Below are 21138 nucleotides of genomic sequence, written 5' to 3'. Positions count from 1 at the left end.
GTTGGATTCTCCCCTGATTCCGGTTGCGAAATTCGTGTGTTATTTGGCTAACACAGTTTGACGCGTGAGGCAAAGTTTCCTTTTTAAAGCGCTGGGTTGGCGTAAAAATGCCAGGTAAAGATGGCCATCGCGCCCCGGTGCGGGGCCCAGGCCTCGCCAATCGCACGCGCTTCTTTTTCGGACGGGCGTTCTTCCAGTTCGAGCAGGCGCTTGACCCCCTCTTGCACGGCGAGATCGCCAGCGGGCCAGATGTCGGCGCGCCCTTCGGCAAAGAGCAAGTAGATCTCGGCCGACCAGCGCCCGATGCCCTTGATGCGGGTCAGTTCCGCAATCGCTTCCTCGTCATCGGAAGGTAGGCTGTCGAAATCGAGATCGCCGCTGGCGACCAGTTCGCACAGGCTGCGGGCATAGCCCTGTTTTTGCCGGGACAGGCCGCAGGCACGAAGCGTATCGAAATCGCGTTCGAGCACGCAGTGCGGGGTAAAGTCCTCACCTAGCTCTGCCTCCAGCTTGTTCCACATCGACGATGCTGCAGCTACCGAGACCTGCTGTCCGACGATGGTGCGAAGCAGGGTCTTGTAGCCGGTCGGGCGAATGCGTTCTTCCGGATATCCGACGCGCTCCAGCGCGGCTGCAATGCGCGGCTCCCGCTGCGCCAGTTCGTCCAGCGAGCTGCGGATTTGTCCTGCCGTCAACCCCACTCGCATCTCCCCCCGCTTGCAAATTGGCGCGCCAGACCTTAGCGAACCGCGCAAATAGCAGATAGGGGCCGTGACCGGACCCGCCAAGAAGGAAGCGAAATTAGATGCCCAAGCTGATTGTCACTACCCGCGAAGGCGAAACTTCCGAAATCCAGGTCGATGATGGCCTGACCGTGATGGAAGCGATCCGCGACAATGGTTTCGACGAATTGCTGGCCCTGTGCGGTGGCTGCTGTTCCTGCGCGACGTGCCACATCCATGTCGATCCGTCCTTCAAGGACAAGCTGCCCGCGATGAGCGAAGACGAGGACGATCTGCTTGAAAGTTCCGACCACCGGAACGAGAATTCGCGCCTGTCGTGCCAGATCCCGTTCACCAGCGATCTCGACGGCCTCAAGGTAACTATCGCGGATGAAGATTGATCTTCATTGCGGCGAAAGGCGCGAATGCCTAATTCGTCGTCCATGAATATCACGAAGCCTTTCGGCTCGACGCTCGATCTTATCGGAAATACGCCGCTCGTCCTGTTGAAGGGGCCGAGCGAGGCTGCCGGATGCGAAATCTGGGGCAAGTGCGAATTCGCCAATCCCGGCGGTTCGGTAAAAGATCGCGCCGCGCTGTACATCATCCGCGATGCCGAGAAACGCGGCGACCTGAAACCCGGCGGAACCGTCGTCGAAGGGACCGCCGGTAACACCGGTATCGGTCTGGCGCTGGTCGCCAATGCGCTCGGCTACAAGACCATCATCGTCATGCCCGACAACCAGTCCAAGGAGAAAATGGACACGTTGCGGGCGCTGGGCGCGCAACTGGTCCTGGTCCCGCCGACGAAATATGCCGATCCCAATCACTTCCAGCATGTCTCGCGCCGCATGGCGGAAGAGACCGAAGGCGCGATCTGGGCCGGGCAGTTCGACAATACCGCCAATCGCAAGGCCCATATCGAAGGCACGGCGCAGGAGCTGTGGCAACAGCTGGATGGCAGGATCGACGGTTTCACCTGCGCGGCAGGGACGGGCGGTACCATTGCCGGCGTCGGCATGGGGCTGAAGGAGCTGGACGAAAACGTCCGCATCGCCCTGACCGATCCGCATGGAGCCGCGCTCTACAATTACTATGCCGAAGGCGAGTTGAAGGCCGAAGGGTCTTCGGTCGCAGAAGGCATCGGGCAGGGCCGCATTACCGGAAACCTCGAAGGTGCACCGATCGACACGCAGTTCCGGATCTCGGACGAGGAAGGACTGCACTGGGTCGCGCGCCTGTTGCGCGAAGAGGGCCTGTGCCTGGGTCTCAGCTCGGGCATCAATGTTGCCGGAGCGATCGAAATGGGCAAGCAGTTCGTGGCCGAAGGGCGCAAGGATGCGCGCATCGTGACAGTGCTGTGCGACAGCGGCTTCCGCTATCTCTCGACGCTCTACAACGCCGACTGGCTGCGCTCGAAAGGCCTGCCGGTGTTCGACTGGCTCGACGCGGCGTGATAGGCTGAACCTCGCTATGGCGAAAAAGCCCTTCTTTTCCTTGCTCGGCCCCGATGAAGAACGGGCTGTCCCGGCACCGCTCGGTGGCTCGCGGGCAGAGGCGATGCACCGCCTGCAGGTCGGTCTGACCGGGCTTGGCGGGATGATCCTTCTGGTCGGGCTGGCCAGCGTCATACAGGATCGCGCTCGCGTGGCGGATTCGCTATCCGTTCCCGAAGCAGCGCCGACGACCGAACCGAGTGCTTCTGCGCCGCTGAGCGATCCGCTGGCAGATGCTGGCGTTGTTCCGGACCTTCCGGCAGAGCCCGATGCCAATCCGCAGCATCAGGCGACGCAGGCGCCTGCGGACGGTGCCCAGGCGAATGGCAATGCCTCGCCGCAATAGGCTGGTCGCGGCGTTGTTCGTGGCGGTCGCTCTGGCGGTCGGCGCCTATGCCCTCTTCGCCAATGGCACTCTGAACGAACCGGACGAGCAATGGGCCGAGCGTGAGCCCATGGGGCTGATGACCAGCCTGCCGATCTATTGGGGCGAGGGCGCCGATATGGCGACGATTGCCTCGGGCGATGCACCCCATCCGTGGATGCGCGGGGTGATCGAGCGTCACTATCTGATCCAGCCTCTCGATGCACTCGGCGCGGACATTGACCCCTCGGCAGATGCGCCGCCGGCCAATCCCCTCGCGGGAATGGAGCGGCTTGCGATCATCCAGCCGCGAAGCATCAGTCCGGCCGACAATGCTGCGCTGGACGAATGGGTGCGCAAGGGCGGAAAGCTGCTTCTCGTGCTCGACCCGATGTTGTCGGGACGGTACGATTATTCGCTGGGCGATCCGCGCCACCCGACCGTTTCCGCATTGATCCCGCCCGTCATGGCGCGGTGGGGCCTGATGATGCAATATGACGACAGCCAGTCATTCGACGTTCGTATGGTCGATGCTGTCGGTGACCAGATACCGACCGTCATGGCCGGCGAACTCCTCCCGTTCGGCGAAGACGGCGATGAGGGCAGGGCGGATTGCACGATCAAGCCTGGCGGCGTCGTGGCGGTTTGCACAGTCGGCAAAGGGCGGGCGACCATCGTTGCGGATGCCGCGATGTTCGAACAACCGGGCAGCGAGGGAGTTGGCGACGACACGATCCTCGCCCTGCTCGACGCAGCATTCGGCTGACGCTTTCGATCGGCGGAATCGTCAATCAGGGATTTTGCGGGAAATCGACTCGAAAACGGCGAGTCGAACCCGATTTCCATCATATTTCAGCCTATTGCGGGGTTATTCTCAATCTCGGTCCATGTTGTGAGGTTAAATCAGACATACTTAAAACATATGTAAATCAGTTATTTACCATCTTATCCCGCATAATCCCGTAAAATTCCCTTCCATCCCCGCCATGCCCGCGATATGACGGCTCTCCATCGGACATGAAGTTTGTCGTGGTGTCCAAGCGAAAGCTGGGTGCGCTGCCCGCCCTTGTGCGCTGGCGGCCGCGGGGAAGTCATGTCTGCGACAGGGGAAATTCCGGCCAGGGGCCGGTACGGGGTGGAGACCGGGGAAGTGTCTTTCGGAGGGTACAGCGGACAAGCTTATTCGCCTGCAGGCGATAAGAGCCGCTTTGTGCTGCCTCCCCTGTTCCGCAAGGCCGTGAAGGAAAGCTCCGACGGCCGCGTCCTCTGCCTTGCCAAGCACGAACGCTGGAACTGCCTCGTCGGCTTCGGCCTGTCCCGCAAGAGCGAACTCGACGCGCAGCTCGACCGCGAGGAAGAGCGCGCCATCCGCATGCAGCTGGATTTCGACCGCGACATGCGCGCGATGCAGCTGTTCGGTTTCGTCGAAATCCCCTTCGACGACAGCGGCCGTTTCATCATGCCCGACCATCTCCGCTCGCTCGCCAATGTCGAGGACGGACTCTATTTCCAAGGCGCCGGACGCTTCTTCACGATCTGGAACCCGGCCGAGCTGGAAGCCATGGGCAAGGACTGGGAAAGCGCGCAGGCCGCCTGCGCCAACCTCGTCGCGGAAGCCAATGCCAAGGGCCAGAAGAAGGGAGCGTCCAAGTGACCGGCGACGCACCCCATATTCCTGTCCTGCTCGATGAAGTCATCCAGGCGCTCGATCCCAAACCGGGCGACGTCATCGTCGACGCCACTTTCGGTGCCGGCGGCTATACCCGCGCGCTGCTCGACCGCGGCGCAACCGTTCACGCCTTCGATCGCGACCCATCCGCGATCGCCGAAGGCCGCGGATGGACAGAGGCGCGTTCCACCCCTCCGCGCCTTGTGCTCCATCCGCGGCGTTTTTCGGAAATGGTCGACTCGCTTGCCGAGGCAGGTGTTGCACAGGTCGATGGCGTTGCGATGGACATTGGCGTCAGCTCGATGCAGCTCGACCAGGCCGAACGCGGTTTCGCATTTTCTGCCGATGGTCCGCTCGACATGCGCATGAGCGGCGAGGGCATGACGGCTGCCGATTTCGTGAACAGCGCCGATGCCGACGAAATCGCCGATGTGCTCTACGAATATGGCGAGGAACGCCAGTCGCGCCGCGTCGCGCGCGCTATCGTCGCCGCTCGTCCGCTCGAAACGACCGGCGACCTTGCCCGCGTGGTGCGCAAGGCGCTGGGTCACAAGCCGACCGACAAGAAAGATCCGGCGACCCGCAGCTTCCAGGCGATCCGCATCCATGTGAATGACGAGCTGGGCGAACTGCGCACCGGCCTTTCTGCCGCCGAACAGATGCTGCGTGCCGGCGGACGTCTTGCTGTCGTCAGCTTCCACAGCCTCGAAGACCGGATCGTGAAGCGTTTCCTGCGCGATGCCTCGCAGCGGGGTGGCGGATCGCGCCACATGCCGCAGGTCGAAACCGATCCGGCCGCGTTCGAGCATGTCTCGAAAGCCATTCGCCCCTCGCAGGCGGAAATCGATCGCAACCCGCGCGCGCGTTCCTCGACGCTGCGCCACGCAGTGCGCACCGCAGCGCCCGCACGGAAGGAGGCGGCATGATCATTTCGGGTAGTCGTCTTCGCCAGATCGGCTGGGCCGCTGCGCTGATGGCGTGTTTCGGCCTGTTCCTGGCGCTCAGCTTCCGGGTCCATGCGGTGAAGAGCGAGGTGCAGCTTGCCGAGCGTGAGATCATCGCGCTGAAGCGCGAGACACTCGAGCTCGAAACCGAATTCCAGGCCCGTGCCAGCCAGCGCCAGCTCGCCAACTGGAACGCTGTCGAGTTCGGATACGAAGCTCCGCGTGCCGACCAGTATCTCGAAAACGAACGCCAACTCGCCAGCCTCGGTTCGCCGCGCGGTCCGGGTGCGCCGACACCGATCCGCGTCGCCCGTGCAGAGCTCGCAAGTGCCGATAGCGATGCACCACGCATGGTTTCGCCGGTCACCGGCAAGCCGGTCGAATTGGCCGTCGCCCGCCAGGTAGAGGAAGGTCAGGGCTTTGCCGGTGCCTTTGCCGACCTGCTGTCCGAAGCGACCCCGGTCGGAACCGCCAATGCCCGCACGGTCCTCGCCGCAGAGGTCCGCGAATGAATGCCTTGACGGCCAGCGCGGCAATCCAGGCTGGCAGGGTTCAACTGGTAACTTTCCGGCGCCAGTCGCTGACCATGGCGCGCTGGCGCGCCCTGTGGGTCGCGCTGGTTTTCGCACTTGTCGCTCTGGTCGCGATCATGCGCATCTTCTATCTCGGTTTCGCCGACCGCGCCCCGTCACGCACGTCGCTCGAAGACGCGCTGCTGCCGCCGCGCGGCGAAATTACCGACCGCAACGGCCAGCCGCTGGCCCGCGCCTTTCCCGCCTATGCGCTGTGGTACAATCCCAAGGCTTTGGGCGATGAAGGCACGCCGCTGGTAAAATCGCCGCAACAGGTCGCAAGCGAACTCGTTTCCATCTTCCCTTCGCTCGACGAGGCTGAACTTGCCTCGCGCCTCGCATCGGGCCGCGCGGGCTATATCCGCCGCCGCGTGCTTCCCGAAGAAGCGAACCGGGTGCAGGAAATCGGCGAACTCGCGCTCGAAATGCCGCGCGAGACCGATCGCCATTATCCGCAAGGTTCGATGGGTGCACACGTGCTCGGCTATGTTGCTGCTGACGGACACGGCCGTGTGGGCATGGAACAGGTGCTGGACAAGCAGCTGAACGATCCGGCGCTGCGCGGCGACAGCATACCGCTTTCGATCGACGTGCGCGTGCAGGGTGCCCTCGAAGACGAACTTCGCCGCGGCATGCTGGCGGTCAGCGCAATGGGCGCTGCCGGTATCGTCCTCGACGTCGACACCGGAGAAGTCCTTGCGCTCGCATCCCTGCCCGAATTCGACCCCAACCGGATCGACGAGCAGGGCGAGAAATACATGTTCAACCGGGTGACGAACCAGGTTTACGAACTAGGTTCCACCTTCAAGCCGCTGTCTGTCGCGGCCGCGATCGATGCCGGTGTCGTGCGCGATTTCAGCAAGCGCTGGAATGCGGAACCGGTCAAGGTCGGGCGTTTCAGCATCAAGGACAGCCACTTCATGGGCTCGAGCCTGAATGTGCCCGAAGCGCTGATCCACTCGTCCAATACCGTCACTGCCCGTGTCGCCGACGAGCTGGGCCCAGAGCGCCTGCGCCAGACGATGATCGACCTGGGGATGAACGAGCGCCCTTACATCGAACTGCCCGCCCGCGGATTTCCGATCTGGCCGGGTGAAGACTGGCCGCGCTTGCGCAACATGACGGTCAGCTATGGTCACGGTATTGCCGTCACGCCGCTCCACCTCGCCAGCGCCTATGCTGCGATGGTCAATGGCGGGATCTGGCGTCCGGCGACGATGCACAAGATCGAGCCGGGCAAGGCCCCGCGCGGTCGCCGCGTGTTCAAGGCTTCGACCTCTTCGCGCATGCGCCAGCTGCTCCGCATGATCGCCGTCTATGGCACCGGTCGCAACGCTAATGCTCCGGGCTACAGGGTCGGCGGCAAGACGGGTTCGGCGGAAAAGCCGGGCGCAAACGGTTACAAGAAGAGCTCGCTGGTCTCGACCTTTGCTGCGGCATTCCCGATGGACCGCCCGCGCTATGTCGTCATCGCCATGCTCGACGAACCGCGCGGAACCGTGGCCAGCTCTTTCCAGCGTACGGCAGCATGGAACGCGGCTCCGATCGTCGGGCGCCTCGTGCCCCGCATCGGGCCGATCCTGGGTGTCCGGCCGGATAACACGCGCGATGTCGATATTTCGGACCTGAAACCCCTGATCCCGGAGGCGCGCAAGTGAAGCTTGGCGTACTGGCAGATCAGGCTGCGATTTCATTGCCGTCAGGAAGCGATGCCGAAGTAACCGGCTTTGCGATCGACCACCGCAAGATTGCGCCCGGAACCGTTTTCGGCGCCTTCCGCGGTGCGCGTTTCAACGCCGAGGATTTCATTCCCGCTGCGATCGAGGCTGGCGCCGTAGCCGTAGTCGCCCGCCCGGAAGCCAGTGTCGAAGGCGCGATCCATATTGCAGAGGACGAACCGCGCCGCGCATTCGCCCGGCTCGCGGCCAAGTTCTTTACCCCCGTTCCCGAATGCATCGTCGCGGTCACCGGCACCAACGGCAAGACCTCGACAGTGGAAATGACCCGGCAGATCTGGCGGATGTGCGGCGAACGCGCGGCCAGTATCGGCACGCTCGGTGTGACGACCCCCGACGAAAGCGTGTCGACCGGCCTTACCACGCCAGACATCGTGACCTTCCTGTCGAACATGAGCGGACTTGCGCGCGAAGGCGTCAGCCATGTTGCCTATGAAGCGTCGAGCCACGGACTTTCGCAATATCGCAACGAAGGCGTCCCCGTCCGCGCTGCCGCTTTCACGAACTTCAGCCGCGACCACCTCGATTACCACAAGGATATGGAGGATTACTTCGCGGCCAAGATGCGCCTTTTCGACGAGGTCGTCGACGACGGCGGAACCGCAATCATCTGGCATGGCGAGGAAAATAGCGAGTGGACTCGCCGCGCCATCGAGCATGCGCAAAAGCGGGCGCTGCGCGTGCTCACGGTGGGCGAGCGGGGCGAATACATCCGCCTCGCCGCCCGTACACCGACGCAATTGGGCCAGGATCTCGAAATCGAGTTCGAAGGCGAAACACGCAAGCTACGGCTGCCGCTGATCGGTGCCTACCAAGTCGCAAACGCGCTGGTTTCCGCGGGGCTCGCCATGGCGACGGGCAAGTCCGCATCGCAGGTGTTCGATGCAGTGGGCAGGCTGCAACCGGTGCGCGGCCGACTTGAGCGGGCCGCGATCAGCGCCAGCGGCGCCCCGATCTACATCGACTATGCCCACACGCCGGACGCGCTCGAAGCGGCGATTGCGGCGCTGCGGCCCCATGTCGAAACCGAACGCGGAGGCAGGCTGATCACCGTATTCGGTGCGGGCGGCGACCGCGACCAGGGCAAGCGCGAACCCATGGGCAGGGCGGCATCCGAACATTCGGATGTGGTGATCGTCACGGACGACAATCCCCGTGGAGAGGATCCTGCCGCGATCCGCGCACAGGTCCTCGCAGGAGCGGGTGAAAACGCCCGCGATATCGGTGACAGGCGCGCCGCAATCGCGGCAGCGATTTCGGAGGCAGGCCCGCACGACATCGTGCTTGTTGCGGGCAAGGGACACGAACAAGGTCAGATAATCGGGTCGGGAGAAAACATGCGGGTCTTGCCGTTCGACGATGTTGAAGTGGCGCGCCAGTGCGCTGCACAAGGGGTGCAGGCGTGATGGCGCATGCTGCCCTGAAGGCGTGGCCGGTCGATGCGCGCGACAGCCTGCCGCTGGTGCTGTGGAGCGCGCGAGAAATCGCAGCTGCAACCGGCGGCACGGCCAGCCACGATTTCCAGGTTTCCGGTGTCGAAATGGATTCGCGCGATGTGCGCGGGGGTGATCTGTTCGTCGCGCTGAAAGGCGAAGCGATGGATGGCCACAAGTTCATCGCAAAGGCATTCGAAAACGGTGCGGTCGCTGCAATCGTCGATCGGCCGGTGGATTTCCCGCACATCCTCGTCGAAGACACGACCAAGGCGCTCCATGCCCTTGCCCACGCCGCACGCGAGCGCGCCTCTGCCGTCCGCATCGGGGTGACGGGATCGGTCGGCAAAACCGGTGTGAAGGAAGCGATCTTTGCCGCGCTCGACCGGTCGAGCCGGGGCGCGACCCATCGCAGTATCCGCAGCTACAACAACCATGTCGGCGTCCCCTTGACGCTGGCACGCATGCCCGCACGTTCCAAGTTCGGCGTGTTCGAAATGGGCATGAACCATGCTGGCGAGATCGACGTGCTGACGAAGCATGTCCGGCCCAATGTCGCGGTCATCACCACGATCGCGCCTGCCCATATCGAGAACCTGGGCAGTGAAGAGGCCATCGCCGATGCAAAGGCGGAAATTTTCGGGGGGCTAGAGCCCGGCGGTGTCGCGATCATCCCTGCAGACAGCCCCCATTACGCCCGGCTGAAGGAAGCGGCAGAACGGCACAATGCCACGACCGTTTCCTTCGGTCGTGCAGAATTCGCCGACGTGCGTCTGCTCGATGCGATCCCTTCGGCCAATGGCGGCTCGCTCGTCACGGCTGATCTTGGCGATACGCGCCTGTGCTATTCGGTGGCAGAGCCGGGCGAACACTGGATCACCAATTCGCTGGCCGTGATGGCAGCCGTTCGCGCGGCAGGCGGCGATCTCGGTTCTGCCGGCCTGGCACTTGCCGAAATGGGCGGGCTGAAGGGGCGCGGGGCGCGCCACAGCATTCCGGCACCCGGCGGCAAGGCGCTGCTGATCGACGAAAGCTACAATGCCAATCCTGCCAGCATGCGGGCCACCTTGCGCCAGCTGGGCCAGACGCCCGCGATGCGCCGCATTGCCGTGCTCGGCAGCATGAAGGAACTGGGCGATTTCGCACCCAGTTTCCATGCCCAGCTGATCGAGCCTCTGGTCGATGCAAAGATCGACCATGTCATCATGGTTGGCGAAGAGATGCGGAGCCTGGCACGGGAACTGGGGAAACAGGGCGGCATATTGCTTGGCAACCCGGGTAGCTTCGCCCATTGCGATACACCTGAGCAGGCGATTGCTGCGCTTGACGATTTTGGCATTGCGTCCGGCGATGCCATTCTCGTCAAAGGCTCCAACTCCATCGGCCTGGGCAGGCTGGTGGCACACTTTTCAGGCCGTGACGGATAACGGCCGGGACGACTGAATGCTTTATCTGATCGCCGAGTGGCTGGGTTTTGAAGGCGTTTTCAACCTAATACGCTACCAGACCTTTCGCGCTGGCGCGACGTTGATGACAGCGCTGATCTTCGGCCTCATCATCGGACCGCGTTTCATCAATCTGTTGCGTGTGCGCCAGGGCAAGGGGCAGCCGATCCGCGAGGACGGCCCCCAATCGCATCTGGCCAAACGCGGTACGCCCACGATGGGCGGGCTGATGATCCTGATTGCCCTCTCGTTCTCTCTGCTGTTGTGGATGGACTTGAAGAATCCGTTCGTCTGGGCGTGCCTCGCCGTGACGGTCGGCTTTGGCATCATCGGTTTCCTCGACGATTACGACAAGGTGACCAAGGCGAGCCACAAGGGCGTTTCGGGCAAGGTCCGCCTGCTGCTGGAATTCGCCGTGGCTGGCGTTGCTGCATGGATCATCGTCGGCCAGATCAACACCTATCTCTACGTCCCGTTCGTATCCGACCGCGCGATACCGCTGGGCCCGTTCTATTACCTGTTCGCCGCCACGCTGATCGTCGGGTTCGGCAATGCGGTAAACCTGACCGACGGGCTGGACGGGTTGGCGATCATGCCGGTGATTATCGCTGCGGGCACTTTCGCGATCATTTCCTACCTCGCTGGCCGTGCCGACTTTTCGAGCTATCTCGGCATTCCGCATGTTCCGGGTGCCGGTGAACTCGCGATCTTCTGTGCTGCCATCATGGGCGGGGGGCTCGCCTTCCTGTGGTTCAACGCCCCGCCGGCAGCGGTCTTCATGGGCGATACCGGCAGCCTCGCGCTGGGCGGCGCACTCGGTGCAGTCGCCGTTGCGAGCCATCACGAAATCGTTCTGCTGATCGTCGGCGGGCTGTTCGTGGCCGAAACCGCAAGCGTCATCATCCAGGTCTTCTGGTTCAAGCGGACCGGCAAGCGCATCTTCCGCATGGCGCCTATCCACCACCATTTCGAGCAGATGGGGTGGAGCGAAAGCAAGGTCGTCATCCGGTTCTGGATCATCTCCATCGTCCTGGCTCTGATCGGCCTCGCCACACTGAAACTGAGGTGATCTGACAGGTGATCACCTCTACCGCCTTCGCCGGAAAGAAGTACGCGGTCCTCGGGCTCGCGCGATCCGGCGCGGCAACGGTCGAAGCATTGCTGGCCAGCGGTGCCAGCGTCGTTGCATGGGACCGGCAGGACAATGCCCGCGCGCCGTTCGAAGGGCGGGTGACGCTCGCCGATCCGCTCGAAAGCGACCTGACGGGTTTCGACGGTGTCGTGGTTTCCCCGGGCGTGCCGCTCAACACGCATCCGATCAGCGCCCATGCAGCGAAATTCGGCGTGCCGGTGATCGGCGACATCGAACTGTTCGCTCTCGCGCGGCCTTCGCTCCCTTCTCACAAGGTTGTCGGCATCACCGGCACCAACGGCAAGAGCACGACGACCGCGCTGGTTCATCATATTCTGAAAGAGGCTGGCGTGCCGACCACGATGGGCGGGAACATCGGCCTGCCGATCCTGGGCCAGCCGCCACTTCCGGCAGGCGGCGTCTATGTGCTCGAGCTGTCGAGCTACCAGATCGACCTGACCTTAAGCCTCGATTGCGACGTCGCGGTGCTGCTCAACATCACGCCCGACCATCTCGACCGCTACGACGGCAGTTTCGAGAAATATGCGATGAGCAAGGCGCGGCTGTTCGACATGCAGTCGGAAGAGCATGCGAAAGTCTTTGCGGGTGAAGATGACTTTACCGCCGCCATTGCCGACACATTGCGTGATGAAAATCGTCCGCCGCAGTTTGCAGAACCGCTCGTGACCACCGCGCCGACGCTGCAAGGTCCGCACAATGCCCAGAATGCAGGGGCTGCGGCTGCCGTTTGCCAGGCTCTTGGCGTCGATCGGGCAGTCATCGAAGACGCATTCCAGTCCTTCGCCGGTCTTCCGCACCGGATGGAGCGTGTCGCCACACACAACGGCGTGCTGTTCGTCAACGACAGCAAGGCGACCAACACAGACAGCACTGCGCCTGCCCTGGCCGCCTATCCGCCCGAGAACGGCCGCCCGCGCATCCACTGGATCGTCGGCGGATTGCCTAAGGAAGACGGGCTCGGCCCGTGCGAACAGCACCTCGGCAATGTCGCTGCTGCCTATACTATCGGCGAAGCGGGTCCGCGTTTTGCCGAATTGCTCGAACCGCGCATGAAAGTGACGCGGTCCGAACTGCTGTGCGAAGCGGTGAAGGATGCGATGGAGGCGGCGCAGCCCGGCGATGTCGTGCTGCTTTCGCCTGCCTGCGCCAGCTTCGACCAGTTCCGCGACTACGAAAAACGCGGCGAATATTTCGCGCAAGTCGTCGCCGCGCTGGTGGATGCGCCAGCCGGAGTTCAGGCAGCCCTGGGCAAGGGAGACGAGGCATGAGTTCGCCGCGCCCCTATATCCCCAATCGCAAGGGCTTCAGCCTTTCGCAGGACCGTGTCCGCGGTCCGTGGAAGGACGAGCTGCGGATCTGGTGGCGTGAAATCGACAAGGTCGTGCTGCTGTTGATCGGAATACTGATGGCGATCGGTACGGCTGCCGTGGCCGCTGCATCGCCGGCGAGCGCCGAACGCCTGTCGACTTCGGCGGTCAGGCTCGATGAATTCATGTTCCTGAAGCAGCACCTCGTCTGGCAGACGCTGGGCATCGGCACGATGCTGGCTGCGTCCATGCTCTCGCGCGAGAATGCCCGCAGGTTGGGCATCCTGCTGGCGGCAGCGATGCTGGGCGCGCTGTTCCTCGTGCCGGTTATTGGCACAGAGGTGAACGGGTCGAAGCGCTGGATCAATCTCGGCATGCGCTTCCAGCCTTCCGAATTTCTCAAGCCCGGTTTCGCGATCCTGCTGTCGTGGATTTTGGCGTGGCGCTTGCGCGACCAGAACCTGCCCGTGCTTGGCGCGGCTAGCGGGGTCATGGCGCTGGTCGCCGCCCTGCTGATGATACAGCCGAACCTCGGCGATACACTGCTGTTCGGCGGGGTCTGGTTCGTGCTGATCCTGCTGTCCGGCGTATCGGTCCAGCGGATCAGTGCGCTCGTCGGCGTGGGCGTTGTCGGCCTGACGGCGGCATACTTCCTGTATGACAACGCGCGGCATCGCATCGACAGCTTCCTTGGCGGTGGGACCGCTTTCGACCAGGTCGACCTCGCAGAACGCACGCTGCTCGCTGGCGGTTGGACCGGCACGGGCCTGTGGCTCGGCATCCGCAAGATGAACCTGCCCGAAGCGCACACCGACTACATCTTCTCGGTCATTGGCGAAGAATTCGGACTGCTGATTTGCGCATTGGTCGTGCTGCTTTACCTCGCGATCCTGTTGCGCGTTCTGGTCCGCCTCGCTGACGAGGATAATTTGTTCGTGCTGCTCGCAGGCGCAGGACTGATCACGCAAATCGGCGGTCAGGCATTCATCAATATTCTCGTCAACCTTCAGCTTTTCCCGTCGAAGGGCATGACCTTGCCGCTGGTGAGCTATGGCGGCTCCTCCACCATCGCCGTTGCACTCACCGTGGGGCTGCTGCTGGCGATAACGCGTCGCAACCCCTACCTGCAGCGGGAAACCCCCGGCCTGTTCGAGATGCTGGGGCAGAAGGAGGAAGCTGCATGAGCGGCGATGTTCAAAGCCGCGCAGGCCGGCACTATGTTCTTGCAGCGGGCGGTACGGGCGGACACCTGATCCCGGCCTTTGCGCTCGCGACAGAGCTTGAGCGGCGCGGACACCACGTCGCGCTGATTACCGACGAACGCGGGGCGAATATTCCGGGCAAGCCGGACTTCCTGCCTGCCCATGTCCTGCCAGCTGGCCGCTTCGGCAAGAACCCGCTTCACTGGATCGGCGGTATCCGCGCAGTGCTCGAAGGCCGTTCAATGGCGCTGCGGCTGTTCGAAACCTTCCAGCCTTCCGCGGTCGTCGGCTTCGGCGGCTATCCCGCGCTTCCGGCAATGCTTGCCTCGACCTCGGCGGAAATTCCGACAGTGGTGCACGAACAGAACGCGGTTCTGGGCCGGGTGAACCGGTTGATGGCGGGCAAGGTCCAGGCCATCGCGACCAGCTATCCCGACGTAGCGCGCCTGAAGGAAAAGCAACGCATCAAGGTGGACCTGGTCGGAAACCCCGTCCGGGCAGAGGTGCTTACCTTGCGCGACGAGGATTTCCCGCCGTTTACCGAAGATGGCATCCTGCGCGTGCTCGTGACGGGCGGTAGCCAGGGTGCCAGCGTTCTGTCCGAAGTCGTCCCCGACGGCCTCGCCATGCTCCAGCCTGCGCTGCGCCAGCGCCTGCAGGTCACCCAGCAATGCCGGCCCGAGGATCTCGACCGGGTTCGCGAACGCTATCGCAATCACGACATTCCGGCTGAACTCGGAACTTATTTCGAGGATATGGAAACCCGCCTTGCCGATGCGCACCTGTTCATCGGGCGTGCCGGGGCATCGACCATCGCCGAACTCACTGCCGTTGGCCGCCCGGCCATCCTCGTCCCGCTGCCGATTGCGACCGACGATCACCAGGCCGCGAATACGCGCGAAGTGGTCAAGGCAGGCGGCGCACGCATGATCCGGCAGGATCGTTTCACGCCCAAGGAACTTGCCAAGCAGATCCAGGCGATGGCCCAGAACCCGGGCAGCCTTTCGAACGCTGCGCATGCTGCGTGGAACTGTGGCCGTCCCGACGCAGCGAAGAAGCTCGCCGAACTCGTCGAAAGTTTTGGCGGTGCCGAGATGATGGATGTGATCCGCATCGGCGCGAACAATGCACGCGGCGCCAGCCAGGGCGTGCCGGCCGGGCAGGGCGCAGGCTGTGAAAGCCACACGGAGATTTCAGAATGAGGGGCGTTCCTACCGATATCGGTATCATCCATTTCGTCGGCATCGGCGGGATCGGGATGTCCGGCATTGCGGAGGTCATGAACAACCTCGGCTACACCGTGCAGGGTAGCGACATGGCCGAAAGCCCGACGGTAGAGCGGCTGCGTTCGCAGGGCATTTCGGTCAGGATCGGACACGAGAAGGAAAACGTCGAAGGGGCGGCTGTCGTCGTGACCTCGACTGCGGTCAAACGGACCAATCCCGAAGTCGCCCATGCGCTGGAAAACCGCATCCCGGTCGTCCGCCGCGCCGAAATGCTCGCCGAACTCATGCGCCTCAAGTCGACTGTCGCGGTGGCAGGCACGCATGGCAAGACGACGACCACCAGCATGATTGCTGCTCTGCTCGATGCAGGTTCGATCGATCCCACTGTCATCAATGGCGGTATCATCGAACAGTACGGCTCCAACGCCCGCCTCGGTGACAGCGATTGGATGGTGGTGGAAGCCGACGAGAGCGACGGAAGTTTCCTGCGGCTCGACGGGACGATTGCGGTCGTCACCAATATCGATCCCGAGCATCTCGACCATTATGGCGATTTCGAAGGGGTGAAACGCGCCTTCGTCGAATTCATCCATAACGTGCCGTTCTATGGCGCGGCAGTGCTGTGCATCGACCATCCTGAAGTTCAGGCCGTTGTCGGTCAGGTGCGCGACCGCCGCGTGATCACCTATGGCTTTTCGCTGCAGGCGGACATTTGCGGTGTCAACGTGCGGCCCGATGCAGGCGGCAATATCTTCGACGTCATCATTCGCCAGCGCGGGGAAGAGGATCGCCGGATCGAAGGCGTGAAGCTGCCCATGCCGGGCAGGCACAACGTCCAGAACGCACTCGCAGCGATTGCTGTCTCGATAGAAATGGGCTGCGGCGATGATGTTATCCGCGATGGCTTCGGCCAGTTCGGCGGGGTCCGCCGCCGCTTCTCGCGCGTCGGCACTGTGCCGTTTGCGACCGGCGCTGCGGCGATCATCGATGATTACGCCCATCACCCGGTCGAAATCCGCGCCGTGCTCGCGGCGGCCCGCGAAGCTGCCAGCGCCGGCGGCGAAGGGCGCGTGATCGCAGTTGCACAGCCGCACCGCTTCACCCGCCTGCGCGACCTTATGGATGACTTCCAGTCCTGCTTCAATGAAGCGGACCAGGTCTATGTCACACCCGTCTATACTGCCGGTGAGGACCCGATCGAGGGTGTCGACGCCAATGCGCTGGTGGCTGGTCTCAAGTCGCGCGGACACCGTTCTGCAGCGACCGTCGCCGATCGCGACGAACTCGCTGGCGAACTTGCCGAAACGCTTGCCGCAGGCGATATCGTCGTCTGCCTCGGCGCAGGGGATATCACCCGCTGGGCGGCTGGCCTCGCCGATGCGATTGCGGAAAAGCGAACCGCATGACGATGACGCAGCCCGACAATTTCTGGTTCACCGATAGCGGAGAGGCGCCGACCTGTGCGGTCGATGGCGCGGGCGACATGCTCGTGTCGATGGATGGCATCCGCGGCAAGCTGACGCGCGACGCCCCCTTGGCGAAGCTCGTCTGGTTCAAGACCGGCGGCAATGCCGACTGGCTGTTCGAACCGGCCGACCTCGACGACCTTTGCGCCTTTGTAGAGCGGCTGGACGAAGGCACGCCGATCATGGGATTGGGCCTGGGTTCGAACATGATCATCCGCGATGGCGGTGTGCCCGGCGTCGTCATCCGGCTGGGCAAGGCGTTCTCCACCGTCAAGAACCTCGGCGACTGCCGGCTCGAATGCGGCGGCGGTGCTAGCGGGATCCTGGTTTCTTCCACCGCCCGGGACGCAGCGATTGCTGGGCTTGAGTTCCTGCGCGGCATCCCTGGTACGGTCGGCGGATTCGTTCGCATGAACGGCGGCGCCTATGGCCGCGAAGTCAGCGACGTGCTGATCGATTGCGACGTGCTGATGCCGAATGGCGAGTTCATCACACTGCCTGCCGCAGATCTCGAATACTCGTACCGCCATTCCGCTCTGCCCGAAGGCGCGGTAGTCGTGACCGCCCGTTTCCAGGGCGAACCGGGCGATCCCAAGGAAATAGGTGCGGAAATGGATCGCATCGCTCAGGCACGCGAGGAATCGCAGCCGCTCCGCACCAAGACCGGCGGTTCGACCTTCAAGAACCCCGAAGGGCAGAAGGCCTGGCAACTGGTGGATGCAGCTGGATGCCGCGGCCTGACCATGGGCGGCGCGCAGGTGAGCGAGAAGCACACCAATTTCCTGATCAATACGGGCGATGCGACCAGCGCAGATATCGAGGGGCTGGGCGAGGAAGTGCGCCGCCGCGTCTATGAGAACTCGGGCGTGACGCTCGAATGGGAAATCCAGCGGGTGGGAAGGCCATGAGCGGGAGCGCTGCCTTCGCCGCCTTTCTTGCAGGCTCGCTGCTCGCTGTGATGATCGTGCTCGCCTCGATCTATTCGCACTTGGAGAATTTCGATTTCGTCACGGCGCAATCGCGCGGCATGGTCCATGTCGCGATGGTTGCGACCAACTACGCAGCCTGTCTGTTAGCCGCGCTGCTCATTCGCTTCGGCATACGTTCAAGGATCGCCCTAGATGGCTTCTAACCTTCCCAAACTCCACGTAGCAGTGCTGATGGGTGGTTGGGCCAACGAACGCCCCGTCTCCCTGATGAGCGGCAATGGCGTTGCCGATGCTCTCGAGAGCCGCGGCCACAAGGTCACGCGGATCGATATGGACCGCAAGGTCGCGCAGCGCATCGCCGAGGTTGCGCCCGACGTCGTGTTCAACGCGCTCCATGGCGTCCCGGGCGAAGATGGCACGGTGCAGGGAATGCTCGACCTGATGGGTGTGCCCTATACTCATTCGGGCCTAGCGACTTCGGTCATTGCCATCGACAAGGAACTGACGAAGCAGGCGCTCGTCCCGCACGGCGTCCCCATGCCGGGTGGACGCATCGTCCAGTGTGTCGACCTGTTCGACCGCGATCCCCTGCCGCGCCCTTACGTCCTGAAGCCGGTCAACGAAGGGTCTTCTGTCGGCGTCGCGATCGTCACCGACGACAGCAATTACGGCAATCCGATCGCACGCGATGCGAAGGGTCCGTGGCAGGACTTCAAGCAGTTGCTCGCCGAACCTTTCATCAAGGGTCGCGAACTGACGACGGCCGTGCTCGACGGGCCCGAAGGGCCGCGCGCGTTGGGCGTTACCGAACTCGTCATCGAAACCGGATTCTACGATTTCGACCACAAGTATACCGACGGGATGACGACCCACATCTGCCCCGCGCAGATCCCTGAAAACATCGCCGCCCTGTGCCGCGAATATGCGGTGAAAGCACACAAGCTGCTCGGCTGTCACGGGGTGAGCCGCACCGATTTCCGCTGGGACGACGAACTTGGCGAGGATGGCCTGTTCGTCCTTGAAACCAATACGCAGCCGGGCATGACCCCTCTCAGCCTGGTGCCCGAACAGGCGCGGCTGATCGACATGGATTATGCCGATATCGTCGAAGCGATCGTCGCAGAAGCAATGCGCGTCCACGCCGACACACCATCGGGAGGCGGCGATGGCGACGATTAAGCGCGGCGGCAAAGGGGTAAGGCGCGCTGCACGCGCCAACAGCCGTGCCACGACCGCGCGCAAGGCGAAGGCGAAGACCAGCGGTTTTCTCGACGGTGCAATGGCATTGCTGCCGTTCACGGATGAACAGATGCACCGCATTTTCCTTGCCGTAATCCTCGGCGGTGCGGTGGCGCTCGCATGGTTCATCGCCAGCCTCGCAGGGTTGCCGGCCATGGCGCAGGCGCAGATTGCAGGGCTTGCGTCCGATGCCGGGTTCGAAGTGCGCCATGTCCGCGTAACCGGCGTCGAGCGGATGAATGCGCAGCGCGTTTACGAGAAGGTCCTGTCGCAGCGCGACATGCCCATGCCGCAGGTCGAGCTCGAAAACTTGCGCGAAGACCTGCTGCAGCTTGCCTGGGTAGAGGATGCGCGCGTGTCGCGGCAGCTTCCCGAAACGCTCGCCATCGATATCGTCGAGCGCGAGCCGCACGCCGTACTCCAGAAACCCGATCGCCTGATGCTGATCGATGCGACCGGCGCAGAGCTGGAGCCTGTTTCCCGCGCCAGCGCCAAGGACATGCTGGTCATCAGCGGGCCGGGTGCCAACCGCCAGGTCCCCGACCTCGATGAGCTGCTGGAAGCTGCGCCCGCTCTTCGCCCGCAGGTCCGCGAGGCTGAATGGATCGGGAACCGGCGCTGGAACCTCACCTTCAGGACGGGGCAGAAACTCGCCCTTCCGCAGGGCGAGGATGCAGCAGCATCGGCGCTGATCAATTTCGCGCGGCTCGACGGACAGAATCGCCTGCTCGGCGGCAAGGTCGCGACTTTCGACATGCGTGCACCGCCGCGCATCTACATGCGTATTCCCGGTCGTGCAGACCAGGTGCTGGGGGAAGGGACAAACTGATGGCACCGCCCAAGGGCAACAATCGCATCAACAAGGTATTTGGCGCCGTCAACATCGGCTCGTTCCGCATTTCCGCCATGATCATGGGCGTGGGCGAGGATGGCGAATTGCAGGTGCTGGGTAGCGGGCACCGCGCCGGGCAGGGGATCAAGCGCGGCTATATCACCGACATGGCGGCGGCGACCTATGCCATTCGCGATGCTGTGGAGCGCGCGGAAAAGAATGCCGGTACATCGATCCAGAGCGTCTGGGTCGGATGTTCGGGCGCGGGTCTGGGCAGCCAGGTTTCCAAGGTCGAAATCGAGATCGGCGGTCGCCGGATCGAGGAAGAGGATATCGAGCAACTGCTGGTTGCGGCGCGCGATACCATCCGGCCCGACGGGCGCATGGTGCTGCATGCCCAGCCTGCCCATTACACGCTCGATGGCGCGCACGGCGTCGCCAATCCCAAGGGACTGCATGCCGAACGGCTTGGCGTGGATGTCCACGTGATGCTGGCCGATGGTGCGCCGGTCCGCAACCTGACCGAAGCGGTGCAGAATGCGCATCTGGAGGTCGAAGCGGTCGTGGCCGCTCCGCTCGCTGCAGGCTATGCCTGCCTCTCGGACGAAGAACGCGAGCTGGGCGTGGCGCTGGTCGAGATCGGCGGCGAAGTGACCAATGTTTCGGTCTTCGCAGGCGGAATGCTGCTGGGGCTGACGGCGCTACCTTTCGGTTCGACCGACATCACCGATGCCATCGCCTCTGCTTTCGGCATTCGCCGTTTCCAGGCCGAACGGCTTAAATGCGTGTCCGGTTCGGCCATTGCCAGCCCGACCGATCACCGCGAGATGATACCGGTGAACGGTCCGGGTGACGACCAGGTTGGCCCGGTCGCGCGCGGTGCAGACGATCGCAACCGCATTCCGCGTTCGGAACTCGTATCAATCGTCACGCAAAACCTTTCGCACCTGACGACAGAGGTCGGGCGCGCTCTCAAATCGATGGGCTTTTCAGGCTCGCGCGGGGGGCAGGTCGTGCTCACCGGCGGCGGTGCCGAACTCGCCGGTCTGGCCGAATTCGCGCAAGGCGCGCTCGGCATGCCGGTCCGGATCGGCAAGCCGCCAGCGCTCAAGGGGCTTCCCGAAGCGCATTCGACCCCGGGTTTTTCGACTTTGGCCGGTCTTTGCCTCTATGCCATCGACGATCCGATCGACATTCGTTCGGTCGGAGCGCGCAAGCAGGTATCGACCCGTTACGGCGGTTCGGAAACGGTAACGCGCCTTTTCCGGGCGCTCAGGGAATATTTTTGATAAAACAGACGGAACCGGGATCGCACGCAAACACTGGAGTCTTGTCGTTTTAACCACTGTGGATAAGGGTTTTCGCGCTATCAACGGCGCTTCCTATCTGTGCCACAGTAAATC

Annotated in this window: 21 protein-coding genes; 20 read left to right on the top strand and 1 reads right to left on the bottom strand. The window is 63.2% G+C overall.

The genetic code is table 11. From position 1 onward, the window contains the following. Positions 1 to 83: 83 nt before the first annotated feature. Positions 84 to 701, bottom strand: coding sequence for a DNA-3-methyladenine glycosylase family protein (locus tag AMC99_RS09180; RefSeq protein ID WP_061925788.1), 618 nt, complete (start codon positions 699 to 701; stop codon positions 84 to 86). 104 nt (positions 702 to 805) lie between these two features. On the opposite strand from AMC99_RS09180, the gene AMC99_RS09175 reads away from it, so the two are divergent. From AMC99_RS09175 to ftsA, 20 genes are all read left to right on the top strand, one after another. Next, entirely contained in the window at positions 806 to 1123 is a 318-nt protein-coding gene (locus AMC99_RS09175) for a 2Fe-2S iron-sulfur cluster-binding protein (protein WP_061925784.1), read from the top strand. A 42-nt stretch (positions 1124 to 1165) separates the two neighbouring features. Then, a complete protein-coding gene (locus AMC99_RS09170; protein ID WP_061925782.1) occupies positions 1166 to 2179 on the top strand; it encodes a cysteine synthase A in 1014 nt (337 codons plus the stop codon). Positions 2180 to 2195: 16 nt separating this feature from the next. Continuing rightward, a complete protein-coding gene (locus AMC99_RS09165) occupies positions 2196 to 2564 on the top strand; it encodes a hypothetical protein (RefSeq protein ID WP_198143509.1) in 369 nt (122 codons plus the stop codon). Further along, positions 2548 to 3348 carry a hypothetical protein gene (locus tag AMC99_RS09160; protein ID WP_061925779.1) on the top strand — a complete coding sequence of 267 codons (801 nt, stop codon included), beginning with the start codon at positions 2548 to 2550 and terminating at the stop codon, positions 3346 to 3348. The genes AMC99_RS09165 and AMC99_RS09160 overlap by 17 nt, the downstream gene beginning before the upstream one ends. 444 nt (positions 3349 to 3792) lie before the next feature. Then, positions 3793 to 4236 carry a division/cell wall cluster transcriptional repressor MraZ gene (locus tag AMC99_RS09155; RefSeq protein ID WP_083440221.1) on the top strand — a complete coding sequence of 148 codons (444 nt, stop codon included), beginning with the start codon at positions 3793 to 3795 and terminating at the stop codon, positions 4234 to 4236. Next, positions 4233 to 5177: a 16S rRNA (cytosine(1402)-N(4))-methyltransferase RsmH gene (gene rsmH, locus AMC99_RS09150; RefSeq protein ID WP_061925776.1), complete on the top strand. Its 945-nt coding sequence runs from the start codon at positions 4233 to 4235 to the stop codon at positions 5175 to 5177. Before AMC99_RS09155 ends, rsmH begins: the two co-directional genes overlap by 4 nt. Beyond that, on the top strand, positions 5174 to 5707 hold the full coding sequence (locus AMC99_RS09145) for a hypothetical protein (protein ID WP_061925773.1): 534 nt from the start codon (positions 5174 to 5176) through the stop codon (positions 5705 to 5707). Before rsmH ends, AMC99_RS09145 begins: the two co-directional genes overlap by 4 nt. Further along, positions 5704 to 7425 (top strand): peptidoglycan D,D-transpeptidase FtsI family protein, encoded by a 1722-nt coding sequence (locus tag AMC99_RS09140; protein ID WP_061925770.1) that lies wholly within the window; start codon positions 5704 to 5706, stop codon positions 7423 to 7425. Before AMC99_RS09145 ends, AMC99_RS09140 begins: the two co-directional genes overlap by 4 nt. Further along, positions 7422 to 8909, top strand: coding sequence for a UDP-N-acetylmuramoyl-L-alanyl-D-glutamate--2,6-diaminopimelate ligase (locus AMC99_RS09135; protein WP_061925767.1), 1488 nt, complete (start codon positions 7422 to 7424; stop codon positions 8907 to 8909). The genes AMC99_RS09140 and AMC99_RS09135 overlap by 4 nt, the downstream gene beginning before the upstream one ends. Further along, positions 8909 to 10363: a UDP-N-acetylmuramoyl-tripeptide--D-alanyl-D-alanine ligase gene (locus tag AMC99_RS09130; RefSeq protein ID WP_157058293.1), complete on the top strand. Its 1455-nt coding sequence runs from the start codon at positions 8909 to 8911 to the stop codon at positions 10361 to 10363. The genes AMC99_RS09135 and AMC99_RS09130 overlap by 1 nt, the downstream gene beginning before the upstream one ends. Before the next feature lie 16 nt (positions 10364 to 10379). Beyond that, entirely contained in the window at positions 10380 to 11450 is a 1071-nt protein-coding gene (gene mraY / locus AMC99_RS09125) for a phospho-N-acetylmuramoyl-pentapeptide-transferase (protein ID WP_061925761.1), read from the top strand. An 8-nt stretch (positions 11451 to 11458) separates the two neighbouring features. Then, a complete protein-coding gene (murD, locus tag AMC99_RS09120) occupies positions 11459 to 12802 on the top strand; it encodes a UDP-N-acetylmuramoyl-L-alanine--D-glutamate ligase (RefSeq protein ID WP_061925758.1) in 1344 nt (447 codons plus the stop codon). Further along, complete coding sequence (locus AMC99_RS09115) at positions 12799 to 14025, top strand: FtsW/RodA/SpoVE family cell cycle protein (RefSeq protein WP_083440128.1); 1227 nt, start codon at positions 12799 to 12801, stop codon at positions 14023 to 14025. Before murD ends, AMC99_RS09115 begins: the two co-directional genes overlap by 4 nt. Continuing rightward, positions 14022 to 15245, top strand: a complete 1224-nt coding sequence (gene murG / locus AMC99_RS09110; protein WP_061925755.1) for an undecaprenyldiphospho-muramoylpentapeptide beta-N-acetylglucosaminyltransferase — start codon at positions 14022 to 14024, stop codon at positions 15243 to 15245. Before AMC99_RS09115 ends, murG begins: the two co-directional genes overlap by 4 nt. Further along, positions 15242 to 16675: a UDP-N-acetylmuramate--L-alanine ligase gene (gene murC / locus AMC99_RS09105; RefSeq protein WP_061925751.1), complete on the top strand. Its 1434-nt coding sequence runs from the start codon at positions 15242 to 15244 to the stop codon at positions 16673 to 16675. The genes murG and murC overlap by 4 nt, the downstream gene beginning before the upstream one ends. 77 nt (positions 16676 to 16752) lie before the next feature. Then, the gene (gene murB, locus AMC99_RS09100; protein WP_061927871.1) at positions 16753 to 17643 is read left to right on the top strand and encodes a UDP-N-acetylmuramate dehydrogenase; all 891 of its coding nucleotides are present in this window, start codon (positions 16753 to 16755) and stop codon (positions 17641 to 17643) included. Continuing rightward, positions 17640 to 17867 carry a hypothetical protein gene (locus AMC99_RS09095; RefSeq protein WP_061925749.1) on the top strand — a complete coding sequence of 76 codons (228 nt, stop codon included), beginning with the start codon at positions 17640 to 17642 and terminating at the stop codon, positions 17865 to 17867. The genes murB and AMC99_RS09095 overlap by 4 nt, the downstream gene beginning before the upstream one ends. Beyond that, positions 17857 to 18843: a D-alanine--D-alanine ligase gene (locus AMC99_RS09090; RefSeq protein WP_061925746.1), complete on the top strand. Its 987-nt coding sequence runs from the start codon at positions 17857 to 17859 to the stop codon at positions 18841 to 18843. The genes AMC99_RS09095 and AMC99_RS09090 overlap by 11 nt, the downstream gene beginning before the upstream one ends. Continuing rightward, positions 18830 to 19732 carry a cell division protein FtsQ/DivIB gene (locus tag AMC99_RS09085; RefSeq protein ID WP_061925744.1) on the top strand — a complete coding sequence of 301 codons (903 nt, stop codon included), beginning with the start codon at positions 18830 to 18832 and terminating at the stop codon, positions 19730 to 19732. The genes AMC99_RS09090 and AMC99_RS09085 overlap by 14 nt, the downstream gene beginning before the upstream one ends. Next, a complete protein-coding gene (gene ftsA, locus AMC99_RS09080) occupies positions 19732 to 21024 on the top strand; it encodes a cell division protein FtsA (protein WP_061925741.1) in 1293 nt (430 codons plus the stop codon). The genes AMC99_RS09085 and ftsA overlap by 1 nt, the downstream gene beginning before the upstream one ends. Positions 21025 to 21138 lie beyond the last annotated feature (114 nt).

Source organism: Altererythrobacter epoxidivorans, assembly GCF_001281485.1.
GTDB classification, from domain to species: domain Bacteria; phylum Pseudomonadota; class Alphaproteobacteria; order Sphingomonadales; family Sphingomonadaceae; genus Erythrobacter; species Erythrobacter epoxidivorans.
The sequence above is the reverse complement of the archived record's forward strand: the minus strand, read 5'-3'. Positions and strand labels throughout refer to the sequence as shown.